This window comes from Bifidobacterium sp. LH_491, assembly GCF_056356495.1.
Genome location: NZ_JBKEUI010000001.1, coordinates 839768 through 859737 on the forward strand (window position 1 = coordinate 839768; position 19970 = coordinate 859737).

Below are 19970 nucleotides of genomic sequence, written 5' to 3' on the forward strand. Positions count from 1 at the left end.
GATGCCGTCACTGGGATGATGGCCGGCGCCGAAGCGTCGACCGCGCGGCAAACCCAGGCATGGGACGGCTATCCACGCATCCGCAAAACGCTCGCGCTTCGCGGGGACCGTTGCCGCGCACAATTGGTGTGCGGGCAACCGCTAGCGGAAGGTGATGCTGCCCGTCGTGGGATCCATCGATTCGACAATGGCCAGCGAGTCGACGTCATACCCTTCGTCGCGCAACGCGTCGCCACCGCCCTGGAAGCCTTTTTCTACGGCGATGCCAATGCCTTCGATGGTCGCTCCGGCATGTTCGCAAATGTCGATCAGGCCACGCAATGCCTTGCCGTTGGCGAGGAAGTCGTCCAAAATGAGCACATGGTCTTCCGGGCCTAGATATTTGCGGGAGACAATGACCGGAAACTCGCGCTGCTTGGTGAACGAATACACGGTGGCGACGTACTGGTCGCCGTCCAGGTTGATGGACTGCGCCTTCTTGGCGAACACCACCGGCACATCGCCGAAATGATGGGCCGCCATGCAGGCGATGCCGATGCCGGAGGCTTCGATGGTCAGGATCTTGGTGATGTCCTTGTCGGCGAAATGCTGGGCCCACTGCTGACCCATGCGGTCGAACAACGCTACGTCGCATTGATGGTTGAGGAAGGCGTCCACCTTGAGGACGTTGCCGGGCTTGACGGTGCCTTCACGACGAATGCGTTCTTCGAGTTCCTTCATGGATCGACCTCTTTTATGTATGGAACGAATGAACGGCCGTCCGCGATGGACAGGCCGTTATGTGTGTATGAATGGTAAGCATACGCGGGGTAGATGACTGGACGCGCCGATACCGTCAGCGACACAAAACCGCTAGGATGGTACGGGCTTGTCGGGTGCGTGTGCGGAGGTAATCGGTTATGCAAAACGCAAGGCGTTTTGTAAGTGTTGACGGCATCAAAGGGTTGGCGTTGCTTGGTGTGGTGTTCTACCACGTATCGCAGCGTTTCCTGCCGGGCGGTTTCATCGGCGTGGACATTTTGCTCACGCTTTCCGGATTCCTGCTTGGCTGGAGTTTGCTCAACGACATCGATGCTCACGGGCGCATTCGTTGGGGGCGTTGGTATGCGCGCCGTGCCGCCCGCCTGTGGCCCGCGTTGGCGGTTATGGTGATGCTCACGTGCCTGGTCGGTGCGCTGATCGGTGCCCATACGATAGTCGGCATGCGTGGGCAAAGCGTTGCCGCGCTGACGTTTACCTCCAACTGGTATGGCATTGCCACGGGAGGCAGTTATTTCGCGTCGGTGAGCGCCCAATTGTTGAAGCACCTATGGTTTGTGGCGCTGATGGTGCAGTGCGTTGTGTTGATGCCCGTGGTAGTGGATGCCACCTATCGGTATGTGCCCAGCCGGCAGCGCATTGCCGTGCCGGTGGTGTTGGGACTGTGCAGTGCGGTGGCGATGGCGGCGTGCTATCGGCCTGGCAGCGATCCCACCCGCGTGTACTACGGCACCGACACGCATTCGTTCAGCATGTGGTGGGGTTTGGCGTTGGCGTGGAGCTGGCGCATATTGTCGCCGCGGTGCGGGCGCATCCTGCACCATCCGTGGTCGGCGCGCATCATGCCGTGGGTCGCCACCGTCATCCTGGTGGCGCTGATGGTGATGGAAGTGCGGGTCGGCGCGGATGGTGTTATGTTCCGTGTGGGCTTGCCAGTGGTGTCGCTGCTCACCATGGTGATGGTGGTGGCCAGCGAATGGCCAGGCTCCTGGATGGCCGACCTGTTCCGTTGGAAGCCACTGGCGTTGTTGGGCCGTTATTCCTATGGCATATATCTATGGCATTGGCCGGTGTGGGTATTGACGCAAGCGGCATTGCCTGCATGGCGTGATGCCCGCGTATGGCGGCTATGGCTGATTGCTGCCCTGGTGACCTTGGCGGCGTCCGTATTGTCGTGGTATTGGGTCGAGCGTCCGGTGCGCCAGGCGGTGTATGAGGCGTGGAGCGTCGAGGTGCCATCGGGCTTGCGGGCGGCCGCACAGATGCGCTGCTTGTGCTTGCTTCGTCAGGTTGCGGCCTTGCAGTTGCGGGGCGTCATCGCCGTGTTCGTGGTGGTGTTCATGGTGATCGGGTATGGCTATGGATTGCGTGTGGCGCCCAATACGTCACCATTGCAGGAAGCATTGCAACGCAACCAGGCAGCGTTGAATGCGCAGAGCACCCAGCGTCAGCAGGATGCCCGTGCCAAGGCCGAAGCGCAGGAGCGTGAACGGCAGTTGCAGCAGGCGCGTGCCAAGGCGAAACGCGAGGCGGAGCGCACGCTTACCGGCGATCAGGTTAGTGCCATCGGCGATTCGGTGATGGTGGGGGCTTCCAACGCGTTGCAGGCGGCATTGCCCGGCATCGTCATCGACGCGCAGGTATCGCGTCATATCGCCGCCGCGCCCGGCATCGTGGAATCGTTGAAGGCGCAAGGCCAGCTTCGTAAATTCGTAATTGTGGGACTCAATACGAACGGAACGGTGTCCCAGGCGGACTTCGACGCCATCGCGGCCGCCGCCGGAGACGGGCATGTGTTGGTGATCGTCAACGCGCATGGCGACCGTAGTTGGATCCCCGGTGCCAACCAGGCGGCCGCAGCCTACGTGCAGTCGCATCCGACGACGTCCATGCTGGTGGATTGGGACGGGGCGATCGGCGCGCATCCCGAATGGTTGGGCGACGACGGCATTCATCCGATGATTCCCGGCCCTGGCGTCGATTTGTATGCGGCGAGCGTGAAGGATGCGATGACCACATGGATCGCGGCGCAGCAGGTGGGCTAGCCGTTTCGTTCGCGCGGCTATGGTAGAACTGGACTTCGATTGTTGACCCGACAAGGCGCCGGCGCAACACAGGACGTGAGGAGCACACAATGATGGATGCGGAACCCGAGGTGATTGCGCGCAGCGCCGAGGAATTGATCGGTGACCTGAACCCACAGCAGGCGCAGGCGGTGCAGTACCGCGGTCAGGCGTTGCTGATCGGCGCCGGCGCGGGTTCGGGCAAAACCCGCGTGCTGACCCGCCGCATCGCATGGATCCTCAGCCAGTTCGGCGCTTGGCCGAGCAAGGTGTTGGCCATTACCTTCACCAACAAGGCCGCCGCGGAAATGCGCGAGCGTTTGGGCACACTGATAGGACCCGTCGCCCAGCGCATGTGGGTGTCGACCTTCCACTCCGCGTGCGTGCGGATTTTGCGACGCGACGGCGAGCATGTCGGACTGCGCTCCGGGTTTTCCATCTATGACACCGCCGATTGCGAGCGTTTGGTCAAAAACATTGCGGCAGACCTGAACATCGATGTCAAGCGGTATACGCCGCGCAGCATTCTGGCGCGTATCTCCGACTACAAGAACGCGTTGGAGACGTGGCAGAGCAAGCTACAGGAATATGCGTCGGATTACAAGCCGGGGCAGCGCGGCTACCAGTTGGGTGCGTTCGGCGACGTCGAGGTGCTGTATGCCGTGGTGTACGCGGAGTACCAGCATCGTCTGGCCTTGGCCAATGCCATGGATTTCGACGATTTGATTTTCCGCACGGTGCAACTGCTGCAAAGTACGCCGCAGGTGGCGCAATATTATCGTCGTAAGTTCCGCTATATTCTGGTCGACGAGTATCAGGACACCAATCATGCGCAGTATGTGCTGGTGCGCGAATTGGCCGGCGTCGACGCGGCCGAGCAGCCGAGCGAGACGGCCGTGGCGGCCGGGGACACCGGTCCGGCGTGGATTACCGTGGTGGGTGACTCCGACCAGTCCATTTATGCGTTCCGTGGCGCGGATATTCGCAATATCCAGGATTTCGAGAAGGATTTCCCGAACGCCAAAACCATTATGTTGGAGCAGAACTATCGCTCTACGCAAACCATTCTTGACGCGGCCAATGCGGTGATTGCCAACAATGTCAACCGCAAGCCCAAAAAGTTGTGGACGGCGTTGGGGCAAGGCGAGCCGATTGTGGGGTATGCGGCGGACAATGCCCAGCAGGAGGCTGCTTGGGTGGCGTCGAATATCGCCAAACTGCATGCCGAAGAGGGCATTCGCTATGCGGATATGTCGGTGATGTACCGTGCGAACGCGCAATCGCGTGCTATTGAAGAAGCGTTGATCAACGCGGGGGTGCCCTACCAGTTGGTGGGTGGCACGCGCTTCTACGAACGCAAGGAAATCAAGGATGCGATGGCGTATCTGCAGGCGGTCGTCAATCCTGCCGACGATGTGAACATGCGACGCATCCTCAATGTTCCCAAGCGTGGATTGGGCAATCGTGCGGAGGCATTGGTCACGTTGGCGGCCGCCGAACGTGGCATGAGCTTCTATGATGCGCTATGCCAGGCGGAGCGCATTGAGGGAGTCGCCTCGGCGATGCTGTCGAAGTTGGCGGCGTTCCGCGACATGATGCAGTCCTTGATGGCGTTTGCCGCCGAACATGACGCCAAGCCATCCGAAGTGGTGGCGCAGGTGTTGTCCAGTTCCGGGCTGCTGGAGGAGTTGCAGCGTTCCGAAGATCCGCAGGATGCCTCGCGTGTGGAGAATCTTTCCCAGCTGCAGTCGGTGGCGGCCGAGTACGAACAGAAGACGCCTGATGCCACGTTGGGCGGATTCTTGGAAACCACGGCGTTGGTGGCGGATTCCGACCAGTTGCCCAATCAGGGGGAGGACAGCGGATCGGTGACGCTGATGACCCTGCACACGGCGAAGGGCTTGGAATATCCGGTGGTGTTCTTAGTGGGTATGGAGCAGGGCACGTTCCCGCATTCGCGCTCGTTGGAGGATACCGCGGAACTTGCCGAAGAGCGCCGTTTGGCGTATGTGGGCATTACCCGAGCCAAGCAGCGGCTGTTCCTGTCGCGTGCCGCGGTGCGCGCGCAATGGGGACAGGCCAGCGAAATGTTGCCAAGCCAGTTCTTGGATGAGATTCCCGAGGAATTGATTTCCTGGGCTCGTCGTGAGGCCAGCGTGGAACGGTTGCGGGGCAGTTGGGGCGGTGACGATGATGAGTTCGGCGGCTGGGATGACGATGATTCGTCGACCACGTTCGGTGCCTCGTCCGGCTCGTCGCGCCGCTTTGGATCCGGTGCCCGTTCGGGCCGTTCATATGGCGGCTCGTATGGCTCGTCATATGGTAGTTCCTATGGGTCGTCCTATGGGTCCGGTTCGTCGTATGGTTCGTCGGAGCGTTCCTATGGTTCGCGCGGTTCGCGCAAGTCCTATGGTTCGTCTGGCTCGTATGGTTCGGGCCGCTCGTACGGCTCTGGCTCCTCGTATGGCAGCTCCTCCAGCGCGCGTGGACCTCGCTCCGGCAAGGTGACGACACGTCGCACCACGCCGCGCGCCGACGCGCAGCCGTCCGGATCGCTGCATAACGACAATGCGCTCAATATCGCTGATTTCGCCATTGGCGACAAGATCACGCACGACCAGTACGGTTTGGGAACGGTGGTCGACGCACAGGATAAGGGCCGTAATTCGGTGCTGACCGTGGACTTCGGTTCGATGGGCGTCAAGCGGTTGATGCTGCGTGTCGCGCCGATTGAAAAGCTGTAGGCGATTCGTCCGCCCCCGCCGTGTATGATTGCCTGTTGGCGTCTGTTTGCGGCTGACGCCGTCTGGAGCCTTAGCCCATCAACGGGTCGGCGGTTCTTGCGGGACCGTTCGTGCATGGCACGTAAGAAGCGTTGGAGAGGCCGGCTCAGCACTACGCTTGGTGCGTGGTGTTCCGTTCAGATAACGACAGAAAGAGAAATATCATGACGAACGTTCAGCGTTCTCGCCGCCAGGTGCGCCTGTCGCGTGCCCTTGGCATTGCGTTGACCCCCAAGGCTCAGCGCATTTTCGAAAAGCGTCCGTATGCTCCGGGTGAGCACGGTCGTACCCGCCGTCGCACCGAGTCCGATTACGCGGTGCGTCTGCGTGAGAAGCAGCGTCTGCGCGCACAGTATGGTCTTTCCGAGAAGCAGCTCCGCGCCGCTTACGAGAAGGGCACCCATACCGCCGGCCAGACCGGTAACGCGATGCTGACCGATCTCGAAACCCGTCTTGACGCCCTGGTGCTGCGCGCCGGCTTCGCCCGCACCACCGCTCAGGCCCGTCAGTTCGTGGTGCATCGCCACATTCTCGTTGATGGCAACGTGGTGGACCGTCCGTCCTACCGCGTCAAGCCCGGCCAGACCATTCAGGTCAAGCCGAAGAGCCAGACCATGGTTCCGTTCCAGATTGCCGCCGAAGGCGTGCACCGTGATGTGCTGCCTGCGGTTCCGGGCTACCTCGATGTGAACCTGCCGTCGCTCAAGGCGACGCTGACCCGTAAGCCTGAGGCGGAGGAAATTCCGGTTCAGGTGAACATCCAGTACGTCGTCGAGTTCTACGCTCGCTGATTTCTGGATCCATTTATTTCAAGGACATACCGGCAAAGGCCCCCGAAAACTCGGGGGCCTTTGCCGTTGTTATAGCGGTTCTCCGTCGATATCGAAGGAGATGCCGACAGTGATGATACGCAATGCGCGAACATGCCGTCGAATGTGCGTGCACGCTCTGTCAGTCAGCGGCGCTACACGCTGGCACGCGTCCGGTGGGTTGTACTTATTCGCCGATAATGGCACCCACCACACTGCCGATCATCGCGATGATCAGCGATGCGAGCACCGACCACCAGAATCCGGTGACGACCACGCCCACGTCGAATACCGTCAACGCCAGCCATGAAGCCAGCTGCATGAATAACCAGTTGATGATCAAGGCCACCAAACCGAAGGAAAGAATGGAAAAGGGCAGGGCGATGAGATGCACGATGGGTTTGATGGAAGCGTTGATCAGCGCCATAAATAAGGAGAACGCGGCGATGCCGAGCACTGCAGGCTCGCCGATGGTCTGCATGCCGGGCAGCAGCGCGGCGGTGGCTGCCACGGCGATGGTCATTACCAACCAACGGGAAAGAAAACTTGTCATGTTTCGATTATGCCAGCACGGTGCAATAATCGAAATCATGAAGTTGCATATCTATCTTGTCCGTCATGGACAAACGCTGTTCAACAAATACAATCGCCTGCAGGGCTGGACCAACGCGCCGCTGACCGAAGACGGCTTGCGCGACGCCGAACGCGCCGGGCACAAACTGGCAGATATTGATTTCGCTGCCGCGTATTGCTCGGATACCACGCGTGCGCAGCTGACCGCACAGGCCATTCTCGATATCAATGCGGAACACGGTCACACTCGCCCTGAATTGGTCAGTGACATGCATTTTCGCGAACAGTGCTACGGATACTTCGAAGGGCAGGACATGGCGCAGGCGTGGTGGGCTGCGGGAGCTCCCCATGGGGCACCGACTTATAACGCCATCGTGCGGCAGTTCGGTCTTGGCGCCACGCGTGATTTCCTCAAAGAAGCCGATCCTTTCCATGACGCGGAATCTGATGCGCAATATTGGCGGCGGGTCGAGGACGGTTTTGCCATGATTGGCGCCAACAAGGTCCTGCAGGACGGCGATAAGGTGTTGCAGATTTCCCATGGCAATACGTTGTTGAGTCTGATGCATCGCTTTACACATGGCGAATACGATCTCAACGAGCGACCTGCCAACGGCAGCGTCACCTGCGTGCAGTTCGATACCGAGCTGCCGTTCGATCAGGCGTTGCATGTCGTCTCGTACAACCAGTGACCGGGCAGTGCCGTCTGCACTCTTGGTTACGCTTATGGCAGTATGCGTGGTCGCACATGGCTCACGCGGAAAAGAGGTTCACGATGGGCGTTGGAGAGATTGCCGGACTGATCGCGGCGATTGCATTTGCCGTGCTTGCTGGGTTTCTGATTTACCCGCTGATTCGCTTGGGCAAATTGTTCGATCAGATGGCGGAGACTGTGCGACAAACCGGCGAACATGCCATCCCGGCGTTGGATGAAAGTGTGACGACGGTCAAGCAGGTCAATAAGTCGCTAGAAGACGTGAATAAAATTTCCGCGGCAGCCTCTACCACGGCGACCAACGTTGGCGCTCTTACCGATTTATACGGATCGTTCCTGGGCAAGCCGATCATCACTTTGGCATCTTCCATGTATGCGTTGCGACAGACGGCCGGTTCGCTGTTGGCGAGCAAGCGGGGCAAGAGTGGCGAGCACGCCGGGGAACACAAGGAGGCGTGATGCTCAAGCGCGTATTTTGGATTGGTGTCGGCGTGGTGCTAGGCGTATTGGCGGTTACCAAGGCACAGGCGTATGTCAAGGCTAATACGCCGGATGCCGCCCGTCAGTTTGTGTTCGGTCCGGACCAGGATCATGTTGCCATGCGCACGCTCGAAGGATTGGTCAACGAATTCAACTCCGCGCGTCGAGCCCGCGAGGCTGAGTTGAATGCCAAATATGCCGAGCGCGCACGTCGTTAAGCCGATGACCATATCATCGCGACGTGGTGAACGTAGGTTGTGTTTTTCGCTATATCGAACCGTGGGTCGGTCGCGGCCTGAATGAAACAAGGAGTTTGTTGAAGTTATGCGCACTTCGGAAATCGCCAAGCGCTATCTGAATTATTTTGCCAAGCACGATCACCTGGTTGCTCCCTCGACCTCGTTGATTTCCCCGAATCCCACCACGCTGTTCACCATCGCCGGTATGGTGCCGTTCATCCCGTATCTGCTCGGCGAGCAGACGCCGCCGTATCCGCGTATGGCCAGCAACCAAAAGTGTGTGCGTACGCTGGATATCGACGAAGTGGGCAAGACCACGCGTCACGGCACGTTCTTCCAGATGCTGGGCAACTTCTCCTTCGGCGATTACTTCAAGGAAGAGGCGATTCACTATGCGTGGGAGCTGCTGACGCTGCCGCGCGAGCAAGGCGGCTATGGCCTTGACCCGGCCGATTTGTGGGTGACAACGTTCACGGATGATGACGAAGCTCGTTCCATTTGGAAGAACGAGGGCTTCGACCCCGAGCACATGCAGATTTTCGGCATGGAGGACAACTTCTGGACGACCGGCGGCCCTGGCCCTGGCGGTCCGTGCTCCGAAATCTACATTGACCGTGGTCCCGAATACGGCAAGGACGGCGGTCCTGCGGCCGACGAGAACCGATTCATCGAGATTTGGGATCTGGTTTTCGAAAACTACGAAGTGGACAACGTCAAGTCCAAAACCGATCTGCACATCGTCGGCGAATTGGATAACAAGAACATCGATACGGGCGCTGGTCTGGAGCGTCTGGCGTTCTTGCTGCAAGGCAAGGAAAACATTTACGAAACCGATGAGGTCTATCCGGTGATCGAAGCCGCCGAACGGTTGTCGGGCCGTCGCTATGGCGAGGATGCTGACGCCGATGTGCGTTTCCGTGTGGTGGCTGACCACGTGCGTTCCGCGTTGATGATCATGAGCGACGGCGTGCGCCCCAGCAACGTGGGCCGCGGATATGTGCTGCGTCGTTTGCTGCGTCGTACGGTGCGTTCCATGCGTATGCTCGGCGTGCATGATGCAGTGCTTCCGGTGCTTTTCCCGGTGTCCAAGGATGCGATGGTGGCCAGCTATCCTGAGCTGGAAACCACGTTCCACGATGTCAGCGAAGCTGCCTTCGGCGAGGAGGATGCCTTCCGTCGTACGCTGGAGAATGGCACGACGATTCTCGATGTGGCGGTTGCCAAGGCCAAGCAGAGCGCCGATGCCGTGGTGTCGGGCAATGATGCGTTCACGCTGCATGATACCTACGGATTCCCGATCGAGCTGACGTTGGAAATGGCGGCCGAACAGGGTATGCAGGTTGACGAGGCGAAGTTCCGCGAGCTGATGAGTGAGCAGAAGTCGCGCGCCCGCGCCGATGCATTGAAGAAACGTCACAACGTGGATCTGAGCGTGTATGACGATTTCAAGAAAACCTTGGTCTCGCCGATTGCCTTCCTTGGCTACGACGAGTTTTCCAGCCGTGCCACGGTACTGGGCATTATGCAGGAGGGCAAGGGGTCGGTGCCGGCGGTCAGCGCTCCGGCAACCGTTGAAGTCATTCTCGACCGTACGCCGTTCTATGCGGAAGCCGGTGGCCAGCTGGCCGATCAGGGTGAGATTTTAACTGATGATGGTGCGGTACTGGAAGTGGACGATGTGCAGAAGCCGATTAAAGATTTGATCGTGCACCAGTGCCGTTTGACCGAGGGCACGTTGGTGGTCGGCTCGCCGGTAAATGCTTCGATTGATATGAGGCGTCGTGGTGCCATTGCCCGTTCACATACCGCCACGCACATGGTACACAAGGCGTTGCGTGAAGAACTTGGTCCGGATGCCACGCAGCGTGGCTCGGAAGACGGCCCTAACCGTCTACGTTTCGACTTCCAGTGGTCCAAGGCTCCGGCAAAGAGCATCATCAGCGCCGTCGAAGCCCGGGTCAACGAGCGTTTGCGTGACAACCTTGTGGTAAGTACGACGGAAATGAAATTCGATGATGCCGTGGCGCTGGGCGCGATGCATTTGTTCGGTGAGAAATACGGCGACATCGTGCGTGTGGTGTCCATTGGCGAGGACGGTTGGAGCCGTGAGTTGTGCGGTGGTACGCACGTGGACCATGTCGGCAAGATTGGTGCCATCAGCATCATGTCGGAAGCTTCGGTCGGCTCTGGTGTGCGACGTGTGGACGCATTGGTCGGACAAAGTGCTTACGAGTTCCACGCACGTGAGCATGCGTTGGTTTCGCAGCTGTCCGACACGCTCAATGCTCGTCCCGACGAGTTGGCCAATCGTATCGATACATTGCTGTCCAAGTTGAAGGAAGCGGATCAGCGCCTGTCGACCATGTACGAAAGCCAGCTTGCCGATGGTGTGCCGTCGTTAGTGCAGGAAGCGAAGGCTTCCACCGCTACGGTGAAGATTGCTGCTAGGAACGTCGGTCATTTCGGCTCGTTCGATGCGTTGCGCAAAACCGTGTTGGACATTCGCGGACAGCTCGGCGATGAGCACCCCGTTGTGGTGGCGTTGGCCGGTGTCAGTGCCGATGACAAGCCCATGGTAGCAGTGGCAACCAACGCTGCCGCTCGTGAACGCGGCGTGAAGGCCGGCGATTTGGTGCGCGGCGCATCGAAGATACTTGGCGGCGGCGGCGGCGGCAAGCCTGACTTCGCACAGGGCGGTGGCACCGACAGCACGCGTATCGACGAGGCGCTGGAAGCCTTGCGAGTCGAGGCGATGAGGGGCTGATTGCTCACGTGGCAATGTGGCTTGGTATAGACCTTGGTCAGGCTCGGGTCGGACTGGCATTGTCCGATCCGAGCCTCGCTGTCGCGCATCCTGCCGGCAATATCGACGTGTATGGCGACGCCATGCAGGCTATCGATGAAGTCGTCAACATTATCGAAGACGAATCCATTGAGCGTGTGATCGTCGGTCTGCCGTTGCTTATGGATGGCAGTGAAGGCGAAAGCGCGGCGAAAGCGCGGCGCTGGGCGCAGGAACTTACCAAAACTATCAACGTGCTGATGATGCGGGGAGAATATGCGTTGTCGCAGGCACCCGACGTAACATTGATGGATGAGCGCCTGACCACGGTGATGGCTCATCATCAACTGGCGCAGTCGCAGGTTGGTTCTCGCGCACATCGCCCGAAAGTCGACCAGCAGTCGGCGGTGAATATCTTGCAAGCCGCTTTGGACCGGCATGACGATTGAGGAGTGATTGGTGAACGACGAGTTCAGTGAGTTTTTCGACGAGGGCAGCACGTGGGAGGGGACTGATTCCCCCGAGAATCAGTCCCTGCCGCCAGTGCCGCCGAAATCGCGCCGTGACATGCGCCGTGCGCGTGAACGTCGCCATCGTCGCACATTGGTCAGCACCATTGCCATAGTGGCGGTGCTTGTCTTGGTATTTGGGCTGGGATATGCCGGTTTCACCAAACTCAAGCAATGGGGCCAGTCTACGTCGAGTTCACAAATCGCCGATTATGAGGGTCCTGGCGAAGGTTCGGTATCGTTCACTATCGAAAGCGGGCAGGGTGCGTTGCAGGTGGCCAAGAATTTGGTGGCGCAGGATATTATCAAGTCTCAGGAGGCTTTCACCAGTGCGGTGTCCGCGAATCAAAGCACCTTGTATCCGGGTACATACGAGCTTAAACGCCATATGCGAGCCATGGATGTGTTGAAGATTGTCAGTGACCAGAGCAAGGCCGGAGGTTTCCTTGAAGTCAAGGCCGGCGAACGGGTCAGTGATATTTTGGATGCTGCAGCAAAGATTTCCGGCATTGACCGGGCGCAATTCCAAAGTATCGTGGACGCCGGCGGGCAGGGGATTCTACCTGTGGAAGCGGGTGGTGAATTCGAAGGCTGGTTTGAGCCGGGCACCTACAATGTTGTCGGTGTGGGCGACGCGGGCACCATTATGAAAGCCATGGTCGATAAGCGTATCGCCAAACTCGATGCCATGGGCATGCCGACCGGAGCCGAGCGTCAACGTTTGCTGAACATCGCGTCCATTGCCGAATCCGAAGTGAATCTTAAACAGTATTACGGCAAGGTCACCCGGGTGATTCTGAACCGTCTCAACATCGGCATGAGTTTGGGTATGGATAGCACGGTGGCATATGGGGCAAATGTGGCGCCGTCGCAGCTGACGAATGCGCAGCTCAATGACGCTTCAAATCCATACAATACGCGCATCCATCAGGGTCTGCCGCCCACGCCGATTAGCTGCCCCGGCGATGATGCCATTGAAGCTGCCCTACATCCCGAGGACGGTGACTGGCTGTATTTCGTGACTACGAATCTGCAGACGGGTGAAACGAAGTTCACTGCCAGCGCTGAGGAATTCCAGCAATTTGTGCAGGAATACAAAACCACGAATCCCAACGCGAATTAAGAAGATCGACCAGAGAAGAATTCGTCAGATTTGCGAATCTATGCGCCGCGTGCGCCAATAACCATGGGCACGGCGGCAATCGCCGCGGTGACGATGACCGGAGCGAAAGGTGCCAAGTCCATCACCACAGGTTGCACCGGTCGAAGCTCGTTGCGCGCGGCCGATGAGTGTCGTTGTCCGCGCGCGTGGCGATAGCGTTGCCACCAACCGATCCATGCCAAACCAAGCACGCCCATCAGCAGCCACCACAGGATGAATGCCGTCCATCCCCATAGGCCCACAAACTGGCCCATCAGCGCGGCACAGGTCACATCGCCGAATCCCAATGTGCCCGGGCGAACCAAGGCAAGCGTCGCCTGAAACGCTCCGGCAAGCACCGCGAATCCCAGTGGCAGGCACACTAATTGCCAAGGTGCTCCGTAGATCCAAGCACATAAGGAAACCGCTAACTGCGAGAGCATGCCAACGAGCACCAACACGCGGGGCACACGCCGATGGCGAATGTCCTGCCAGCAAATCAGCAGTCCACACAGTAGACTCGGTGCTGCGGCGAAATATTCCATGTAGGTACAATACCTGCAGTCGCACCCGAACAAAAGTGGCACCCGGAAGTGAAGGAGAGAGCATGTTGCGCTGGCAGACGGCGGGCGAATCACACGGCGAGGCGTTGGTCGCCATGATTGAAGGGGTGCCTGCGGGAGTGAGCCTCACCAGTCAGGACATCGTATCGGCATTGGCTCGTCGACGGTTGGGATATGGTCGTGGCGCGCGCATGAAGTTCGAGGAGGACCGTGTGCGACTGCTTACCGGCGTGCGGCACGGGGTGACGCTGGGATCTCCCATAGCGGTGGAAATCGCCAATACGGAATGGCCCAAATGGACAAAGGTAATGAGCACCGATCCTATTGAGGAATGTATGCCTCACGAAGGGCGCAATGCGCTGTTAAGCCGCCCTCGGCCGGGACACGCGGATCTAACCGGCATGCGCAAATATGGCTTTGACGACGCCCGCCCGGTGCTGGAACGATCCAGTGCGCGCGAAACCGCGGCGCGAGTGGCATTAGGTGAGGTCGCTCGGCAGTTCTTGGAGCAGACGTTAGGGGTGAGCACGGTGTCTCATGTGCTGTCCATCGGCGGCGCTGGGGTTGACGAGCAGGCCGATCGTGCGCTGCCCACACCCGATGAGGTGGAAGCGTTGGATGCTTCTCCTGTGCGTACGTTGGACGAAGCGGCGCAGGCGCGCATGATGGCGCGAATTGATGAGGCCAAGTTGCAGGCGGACACGTTGGGTGGTGTGATTGAGGTCATAGCCTATGGTATGCCGGCCGGAGTGGGCACGTATGTAGAGTCGGACCGTCGGTTGGATGCGGCGTTGGCGGCGGCTTTGATGGGCATCCAGGCCATCAAGGGCGTGGAGATCGGCGACGGGTTCCTGGAGGCATGCCGTCCCGGTTCGATGGCGCACGACGAAATTGTCAAGGGGGCCGATGGCAGGCTAACCCGTCTGACCAATCGTGCGGGCGGTATCGAGGGTGGCATGTCGAACGGCGAGCCGATTCGTGTGCGGGCAGCGATGAAACCGATTCCCTCTATTCCACGCGCATTGCGTACCGTTGATGTGCTGACGGGCGAGCCCGCGCAGGCCATCAACCAGCGTTCTGACAGCACCGCGGTGCCAGCTGCCGCCGTGGTGGCGGAAGCCATGGTACGGCTGACGTTGGCGCGTTGCGCGCTGGAGAAATTCGGTGGTGACACAGTGGAGGAAACACGCCGGAATATGAGGGGATACGTGGCATCATGGCCGGAGCATATGCGCTGATGGGAGAGGCAGTCCCCATGACTTGTACGCATCCCCGCGCGGTGATCATCGGTATGATGGGCGCTGGCAAAACCCGGGTTGGACGTGAGGTTGCCAAGCTGATGCAAGTGCCATTTGCCGATGCCGATGTGGTGATTGAACAGCGTGTCGGCATGTCTATTCCGCAGTATTTCGAACAGTACGGAGAATCGGCGTTCCGTGAGGTGGAATGTGCGGTGATTCTCGAGATGCTCGACGCCTTTGCCGGTGTGTTCTCGCTGGGGGGAGGCGCGCCGATGACGCCCGCTGTGCGCGAGGCTTTGCATCGATATACGGCTCATGGCGGGTGTGTGTTGTATTTGCAGGCCGACCCGAACGAAGCGATGGAACGGGCACGCCATGGCGCTGGACGTCCCATGCTGGACGGGGACGCACGGCAGCGTTGGATGGATTTGTATGAACGTCGCGACCCGGTATTTCGCCAAGTGGCGAATGTACGCGTGCAGACGCGAGGGATGACGCCTATGGTGGCGGCACGAAAGGTGAAGATGATGATCGAACAGCGTGTGGTGCGGGTAGGCGCGGGCGAGGATGCCTACGAAGTGCGTATCGGCGGTGGCGTGATGCAGGAATTGGGGTCAGTGTTGCCCGAATCGGTGACGCGAGTGGCTCTGATTCATACGCAACCGGTGCAGAGGCACAGCGATCGGGCCCGTGCATTGCTTCGCCAGGCCGGCTTCGACGTGTATGACATGGTTATTCCTGATGCCGAGGCAGGCAAAACCATTACGGTGGCTGACGGCGTATGGTCACGGTTGGCGCAGGAAGGATTCACGCGCTCCGATGCGATCGTGGGCTTGGGTGGCGGGGCCGCCACCGATGTGGCGGGTTTCATCGCTGCCACCTGGATGCGTGGCATTCGCTATGTGAATTGTCCCACGTCCTTGCTGGCAATGGTGGACGCCTCGACCGGGGGGAAAACCGGCATCAATACGGCGTATGGCAAGAATCTGGTGGGATCCTTCTACACGCCGGCCGGGGTATTGGCTGATCTGGACACATTGTCGACATTGCCGACTCCGATTTTTCTTGAGGGCTTGGGGGAAGTCGTCAAATCGGGATTCATTATGGACACGGAGATGTTGCAGATATTGCGCGAGTATGCCGAGCCGCTACGCACTTTCACCGCAGCATCCATGAGTGACTCAGCCACGCGAGAAGTGGTGTGCGAGCTTATCGAACGCACAGTGCGCGTCAAGGCCCATCATGTGTCGGGCGATGTGCGTGAGCATGGCATCCGGGAGTTTCTCAACTATGGACACACGTTAGGGCATGCCATCGAAGCGTCGGAGCATTTCCGCTGGCGGCATGGCAATGCGGTGGCGGTGGGCATGGTGTTCGCCGCCGAACTTTCTGCGTTGTTGGGATATGCGGATGCCGATATGGTTAGGTGCCACCGTGATCTGTTGATGTCGCTGGGACTGCCGGTTAGCTGGCGAGGCGGCTCGTGGGACGGGACATTGACGTTGATGCACCGTGATAAAAAAGCCCGGGGCAATATGCTGCGCTTCGTTATCCTGGATCGTATTGGCCATGCCATGGCGGTGGACGATCCACCATTGGAGGCCGTGCGTGAGGCGTTCGCGCGTATTCGACGGTAGGTGGCGTCGGTGTCGCGCGGGCGGCCGCAACTTATCTTTAAGCAACTGAACGGATACGCAACGGGGAGGAATGATGACAACGGTTATTGTGGTGAACGGTCCGAATTTGGGACGTTTGGGCGTGCGCGAACCTGATGTGTACGGACGCCAGAATATGGACGAGTTGCGATCGCTATGCGAACAGTGGGGCGCGCAGTTGGGTATGGATGTTGATGTGCGCCAAACCGATGATGAAGCGCAGATGATCGCCTGGATGCATCGTGCGGTGGACGAGGGCACGCCCGTGGTGATGAATCCGGCGGCATTCACCCACTATTCCTACGGGTTGGCCGATGCCGCGCATATGGTCACCGATGCGGGGCTGCCGTTGATGGAGGTGCACATCTCCAATCCGGCGGCTCGCGATGCATTCCGCAAGCATAGTGTGATTTCCCCGGTGGCGACCGGTACGATTACCGGCATGGGGTTCTATGGATATCACTTGGCCTTGTGCGCGGTAGCACACACCTTGGCGCAGTAAATCCAGCAAATAGGGGGGTGGATGGCACAGTCGCAGGAGATGCCGGCGCAGCGGGGTGCGGGTATGGATGCCTTGCATGATGCGGGGCGCCGTTGTCGCATGCTGATGCCGATACTGGTTGCCGTGTTGGTGGCGTTGGTTGGCGGATCGTCCATACTGCATACTGCGCCCGGACACACGCCGGACATTTGGGCGCACGTGTATCGCATCGATGGGTTGGTGCACGGTCAGGTCATGCCGCATCCGGTAACTGCGCAGAGTAACCTGCAGCGTAGCGACGACAATGTCGGCGGTCATGTCGATTGGGAGTGGATCAATTACTCGCTGCAGTGTGATGATGGCTATGATCCGGCGGTGGTGTTGCCTGATACCATCACCGCCAGCGATGAGACGGGCGCGGACGTGCCGTATAACAATGCGGCGGTCAACACCCCTGTGGTCTACGGTCCTCAGTTGGTGGCGTTTGCATTGGGACATGTATTTGGATGGGCACCTGACCGCACTTTTATGGCGGCGCAGTGGTGCATGCTGGCCGTATATACCTTGTGCATGGCGTTGGCGGTGTGGGCGTTGCCGCGTTGGCGCGTACTGGCCGGATTGGTGATGGTGGCGTTGTCAGGACTTGGCTCCACCGCGTTTGGTATTTCCGCCGATGGGCTGACGCAGGCCTTGGTCATCGTGCTGTCGTGCATGTTGTTCCGTGCGTTCGATCGCCGCGTAGGCGTGGGGTTTTGCGCGGCGCTGGCAGTGTTGTGTGCTGTGGTGGGAGTATGCAAAGTGACCTACGTTCCGCTGGTGGCGTTGGCACTTCTGGTGCCGTGGCGTCAGCGGGTGTTGGCACGGCGTGATGGTCTGGCAGTTCGTTCTTGGTGGCGTCAGGCGTGCACGTGGTGGTGCACCGGCGGTGTGGCGGTTGCGGTGGTGTTGAACGCGGCGTGGCAGTCGTCGGTGTCGTGGTTTACGACCACGCCCATGCTGGTGCCGTATGAGGATATGGCGGCGCGTCGTCATGCCGTGCTGAGCGATCCGAAAGTGCTGTGGCAGGGTTTGCGCTCGATTGTCTCCTCGGCTTGGCTAGGCCGTGCCAACTTAGGCGATATGCGTAATTCCTTCCTGTTGCATTGTTGGTGGGCCGCAGTGGTGGTGATGGTGGCGATACTGATAGCGGCAACCGTGCGTCGATGCATGTCGTTGGGCGCTACGGTCTGGTGGTGGTGTGTTGCCGCCGCCAGTGTGGGTAGCGTTGTGCTGACTTACGCGGCGCTGTGGCTGCAGTACACGGTGGATATCAGCCAACCAGTGGATGGTATGCAGATTCGCTACTGCTGTCCCGTCGCCATGGCCTGCGTCCTATGCGTGTTGGAATGTTGCCGTGCTTTGTTGGGACGGAAGGCACCACGCGGACGAAACAATCCGTCATGCTTGCGTGATATGCTGAAATTCCATGGTGAGAAGACAACATGGTAATGCACAGGAACATATAACCAAGCATATTTTTGTCACCGGCGGCGTGGTGTCGTCGCTGGGCAAGGGCTTGACCGCTTCGTCGTTGGGTCGTCTCTTGCGTAGTCGTGGACTACGGGTGCTACAGCAAAAGCTTGATCCATATATCAATGTCGACCCCGGTACGATGAATCCCTTCCAGCATGGTGAGGTGTACGTCACTGAGGATGGCGCGGAAACCGATTTGGACATCGGCCATTACGAGCGTTTCCTCGATGTGTTCTTGAGTCAGAAGGCGAACGTCACTACGGGGCAGATTTATCAGGAAGTATTGCGCAAGGAACGTGCCGGCGAATACTTGGGCGAGTGCGTGCAGGTGATTCCGCATATCACGAATGAGATCAAAAGCCGTATGCGTGCCCAAGCCGGCGATGATGTCGATGTGATTATCACGGAAATCGGCGGCACGGTGGGCGATATCGAATCGCAGCCCTTCTTGGAGGCTGCACGCGAGGTGCGGCGTGATCTGGGTGTGGAACATTGCATGTTTGTTCATGTATCGTTGGTGCCGTATATTGCGGCCGCGCATGAGCTGAAAACTAAGCCGACCCAGCATTCGGTGATGATGTTGCGTCAGTTGGGCATTGCGCCGGATGCGCTGGTACTGCGTTCCGACCGGCCGCTCAAGCAGTCCATCAAGGACAAGATCAGCCTGATGTGTGATGTGGACGTGGAAGGCGTGGTCAACTGTGTGGATGCGCCGAGTATTTATGACGTCCCTAAAACACTGTTCCGCGAAGGATTGGACGCGTATGTGGTACGTGAGTTGGGACTGCCATTCCATGACGTGGACTGGGAGGAATGGGATGAGCTGCTCGATCGTGTCCACCATCCGCGTCACGAGGTGAATATCGCCATTGTGGGCAAGTACATTGATTTGCCCGACGCATATTTGTCGGTGACGGAAGCCATCAAAGCCGGCGGTTTTGCACATTATGCCAAGGTGAATGTCAAGTGGGTGGCCGCCGATGTGTGCGAAACGCCTGATGGTGCCGCGGCCGCGTTGAACCAGGTCGATGGCATCGTGATTCCTGGTGGCTTTGGCATCCGAGGCATCGAAGGCAAGATTGGGGCACTGCGGTTTGCCCGCGAAACTGGATTGCCGGCGTTGGGGCTGTGTCTGGGCATGCAGTCCATGGTGATTGAATATGCGCGCCACGTGCTGGGATTGCAGCAGGCTGGTTCCACGGAATTTGACCAACATTGCCCCGATCCAGTGATTGCTACCATGGAAGAACAGAAGGCCATCGTCGCCGGCAAGGGCGATATGGGCCACACCATGCGTTTGGGGTCGTATCCAGCTGATTTGCAGGAGGATTCCTTGGTGGCACAGCTGTATGGCACGACGCGGGTTACCGAGCGTCACCGCCACCGCTACGAGGTGAATGTGGCCTACAAGAACCGGCTGCGTGAGGCGGGTCTGCGCATTAGCGGGCAGAGTCCTGACGGCGAGCTCACCGAATTTGTGGAATTGCCGCAGGAAGTGCATCCATTCTATGTGGCGACCCAAGCACATCCGGAGTTCAAGTCGCGTCCGACCAAGCCGCATCCGCTGTTCGCTGGATTGGTACGTGCCGCCTTGGACCATCAGGAGGCTCTTCAGTAGGCATTTGTCCGGTGTATCGGGAATCACTCGCTCCTGCGGGTGCGCCG

At 59.1% G+C, this 19970-nt stretch carries 17 protein-coding genes; 14 read left to right on the forward strand and 3 right to left on the reverse strand.

Features of this window, described 5'->3' with window-relative positions; translation table 11 throughout:
- Positions 1 to 141: 141 nt before the first annotated feature.
- The gene (locus tag AC1AWK_RS03040) at positions 142 to 720 is read right to left on the reverse strand and encodes a xanthine phosphoribosyltransferase (RefSeq protein ID WP_476568019.1); all 579 of its coding nucleotides are present in this window, start codon (positions 718 to 720) and stop codon (positions 142 to 144) included.
- A 179-nt stretch (positions 721 to 899) separates the two neighbouring features.
- On the opposite strand from AC1AWK_RS03040, the gene AC1AWK_RS03045 reads away from it, so the two are divergent.
- The 3 genes from AC1AWK_RS03045 (at position 900) to rpsD (ending at position 6396) form a co-directional block, all read left to right on the forward strand.
- Positions 900 to 2804, forward strand: a complete 1905-nt coding sequence (locus tag AC1AWK_RS03045; protein ID WP_476568021.1) for an acyltransferase family protein — start codon at positions 900 to 902, stop codon at positions 2802 to 2804.
- Between the two features lie 92 nt (positions 2805 to 2896).
- Positions 2897 to 5566, forward strand: a complete 2670-nt coding sequence (locus tag AC1AWK_RS03050) for a UvrD-helicase domain-containing protein (RefSeq protein WP_476569567.1) — start codon at positions 2897 to 2899, stop codon at positions 5564 to 5566.
- A gap of 203 nt (positions 5567 to 5769) precedes the next feature.
- Positions 5770 to 6396 (forward strand): 30S ribosomal protein S4, encoded by a 627-nt coding sequence (gene rpsD, locus AC1AWK_RS03055; protein WP_476568023.1) that lies wholly within the window; start codon positions 5770 to 5772, stop codon positions 6394 to 6396.
- Between the two features lie 205 nt (positions 6397 to 6601).
- On the opposite strand, the gene AC1AWK_RS03060 is transcribed toward rpsD, so the two are convergent.
- Positions 6602 to 6967 carry a phage holin family protein gene (locus tag AC1AWK_RS03060; RefSeq protein WP_476568025.1) on the reverse strand — a complete coding sequence of 122 codons (366 nt, stop codon included), beginning with the start codon at positions 6965 to 6967 and terminating at the stop codon, positions 6602 to 6604.
- A 37-nt stretch (positions 6968 to 7004) separates the two neighbouring features.
- Between AC1AWK_RS03060 and AC1AWK_RS03065 the strand changes: the two genes are divergently transcribed.
- The 6 genes from AC1AWK_RS03065 (at position 7005) to mltG (ending at position 12835) form a co-directional block, all read left to right on the forward strand.
- Positions 7005 to 7679, forward strand: a complete 675-nt coding sequence (locus AC1AWK_RS03065; protein ID WP_476568027.1) for a histidine phosphatase family protein — start codon at positions 7005 to 7007, stop codon at positions 7677 to 7679.
- Between the two features lie 83 nt (positions 7680 to 7762).
- Positions 7763 to 8161, forward strand: coding sequence for a DUF948 domain-containing protein (locus AC1AWK_RS03070; protein ID WP_476568029.1), 399 nt, complete (start codon positions 7763 to 7765; stop codon positions 8159 to 8161).
- Entirely contained in the window at positions 8161 to 8400 is a 240-nt protein-coding gene (locus AC1AWK_RS03075) for a hypothetical protein (RefSeq protein WP_476568030.1), read from the forward strand. The genes AC1AWK_RS03070 and AC1AWK_RS03075 overlap by 1 nt, the downstream gene beginning before the upstream one ends.
- A gap of 106 nt (positions 8401 to 8506) precedes the next feature.
- Positions 8507 to 11185, forward strand: a complete 2679-nt coding sequence (gene alaS / locus AC1AWK_RS03080) for an alanine--tRNA ligase (protein WP_476568032.1) — start codon at positions 8507 to 8509, stop codon at positions 11183 to 11185.
- Between the two features lie 14 nt (positions 11186 to 11199).
- Positions 11200 to 11652, forward strand: a complete 453-nt coding sequence (ruvX, locus tag AC1AWK_RS03085) for a Holliday junction resolvase RuvX (protein ID WP_476569569.1) — start codon at positions 11200 to 11202, stop codon at positions 11650 to 11652.
- 10 nt (positions 11653 to 11662) lie between these two features.
- Positions 11663 to 12835: an endolytic transglycosylase MltG gene (gene mltG, locus AC1AWK_RS03090; RefSeq protein WP_476568034.1), complete on the forward strand. Its 1173-nt coding sequence runs from the start codon at positions 11663 to 11665 to the stop codon at positions 12833 to 12835.
- Positions 12836 to 12873: 38 nt separating this feature from the next.
- Here mltG and AC1AWK_RS03095 read toward each other — a convergent pair whose 3' ends face one another.
- The gene (locus AC1AWK_RS03095) at positions 12874 to 13398 is read right to left on the reverse strand and encodes an A24 family peptidase (protein ID WP_476568036.1); all 525 of its coding nucleotides are present in this window, start codon (positions 13396 to 13398) and stop codon (positions 12874 to 12876) included.
- Positions 13399 to 13460: 62 nt separating this feature from the next.
- On the opposite strand from AC1AWK_RS03095, the gene aroC reads away from it, so the two are divergent.
- The 5 genes from aroC (at position 13461) to AC1AWK_RS03120 (ending at position 19923) form a co-directional block, all read left to right on the forward strand.
- Positions 13461 to 14654, forward strand: a complete 1194-nt coding sequence (gene aroC / locus AC1AWK_RS03100; RefSeq protein ID WP_476568037.1) for a chorismate synthase — start codon at positions 13461 to 13463, stop codon at positions 14652 to 14654.
- Positions 14655 to 14671: 17 nt separating this feature from the next.
- A complete protein-coding gene (locus AC1AWK_RS03105) occupies positions 14672 to 16294 on the forward strand; it encodes a bifunctional shikimate kinase/3-dehydroquinate synthase (RefSeq protein ID WP_476568039.1) in 1623 nt (540 codons plus the stop codon).
- 73 nt (positions 16295 to 16367) lie between these two features.
- Positions 16368 to 16814: a type II 3-dehydroquinate dehydratase gene (locus AC1AWK_RS03110; RefSeq protein WP_476569571.1), complete on the forward strand. Its 447-nt coding sequence runs from the start codon at positions 16368 to 16370 to the stop codon at positions 16812 to 16814.
- Positions 16815 to 16835: 21 nt separating this feature from the next.
- Entirely contained in the window at positions 16836 to 18281 is a 1446-nt protein-coding gene (locus AC1AWK_RS03115) for a DUF2142 domain-containing protein (RefSeq protein WP_476568040.1), read from the forward strand.
- Entirely contained in the window at positions 18259 to 19923 is a 1665-nt protein-coding gene (locus tag AC1AWK_RS03120; protein WP_476568041.1) for a CTP synthase, read from the forward strand. The genes AC1AWK_RS03115 and AC1AWK_RS03120 overlap by 23 nt, the downstream gene beginning before the upstream one ends.
- The last annotated feature ends 47 nt before the right edge of the window (positions 19924 to 19970 follow it).

Coding starts and splice junctions, on each gene's coding strand:
- AC1AWK_RS03070 (WP_476568029.1), top strand. CDS start 7,763: ATGGGCGTTGGAGAGATTGCCGGACTGATCGCGGCGATTGCATTTGCC.
- AC1AWK_RS03075 (WP_476568030.1), top strand. CDS start 8,161: ATGCTCAAGCGCGTATTTTGGATTGGTGTCGGCGTGGTGCTAGGCGTA.
- AC1AWK_RS03120 (WP_476568041.1), top strand. CDS start 18,259: ATGGTGAGAAGACAACATGGTAATGCACAGGAACATATAACCAAGCAT.
- AC1AWK_RS03095 (WP_476568036.1), bottom strand. CDS start 13,398: ATGGAATATTTCGCCGCAGCACCGAGTCTACTGTGTGGACTGCTGATT.
- AC1AWK_RS03060 (WP_476568025.1), bottom strand. CDS start 6,967: ATGACAAGTTTTCTTTCCCGTTGGTTGGTAATGACCATCGCCGTGGCA.
- alaS (WP_476568032.1), top strand. CDS start 8,507: ATGCGCACTTCGGAAATCGCCAAGCGCTATCTGAATTATTTTGCCAAG.
- AC1AWK_RS03065 (WP_476568027.1), top strand. CDS start 7,005: ATGAAGTTGCATATCTATCTTGTCCGTCATGGACAAACGCTGTTCAAC.
- rpsD (WP_476568023.1), top strand. CDS start 5,770: ATGACGAACGTTCAGCGTTCTCGCCGCCAGGTGCGCCTGTCGCGTGCC.
- ruvX (WP_476569569.1), top strand. CDS start 11,200: ATGTGGCTTGGTATAGACCTTGGTCAGGCTCGGGTCGGACTGGCATTG.
- AC1AWK_RS03115 (WP_476568040.1), top strand. CDS start 16,836: ATGGCACAGTCGCAGGAGATGCCGGCGCAGCGGGGTGCGGGTATGGAT.
- AC1AWK_RS03040 (WP_476568019.1), bottom strand. CDS start 720: ATGAAGGAACTCGAAGAACGCATTCGTCGTGAAGGCACCGTCAAGCCC.
- AC1AWK_RS03110 (WP_476569571.1), top strand. CDS start 16,368: ATGACAACGGTTATTGTGGTGAACGGTCCGAATTTGGGACGTTTGGGC.
- AC1AWK_RS03050 (WP_476569567.1), top strand. CDS start 2,897: ATGGATGCGGAACCCGAGGTGATTGCGCGCAGCGCCGAGGAATTGATC.
- aroC (WP_476568037.1), top strand. CDS start 13,461: ATGTTGCGCTGGCAGACGGCGGGCGAATCACACGGCGAGGCGTTGGTC.
- AC1AWK_RS03105 (WP_476568039.1), top strand. CDS start 14,672: ATGACTTGTACGCATCCCCGCGCGGTGATCATCGGTATGATGGGCGCT.
- AC1AWK_RS03045 (WP_476568021.1), top strand. CDS start 900: ATGCAAAACGCAAGGCGTTTTGTAAGTGTTGACGGCATCAAAGGGTTG.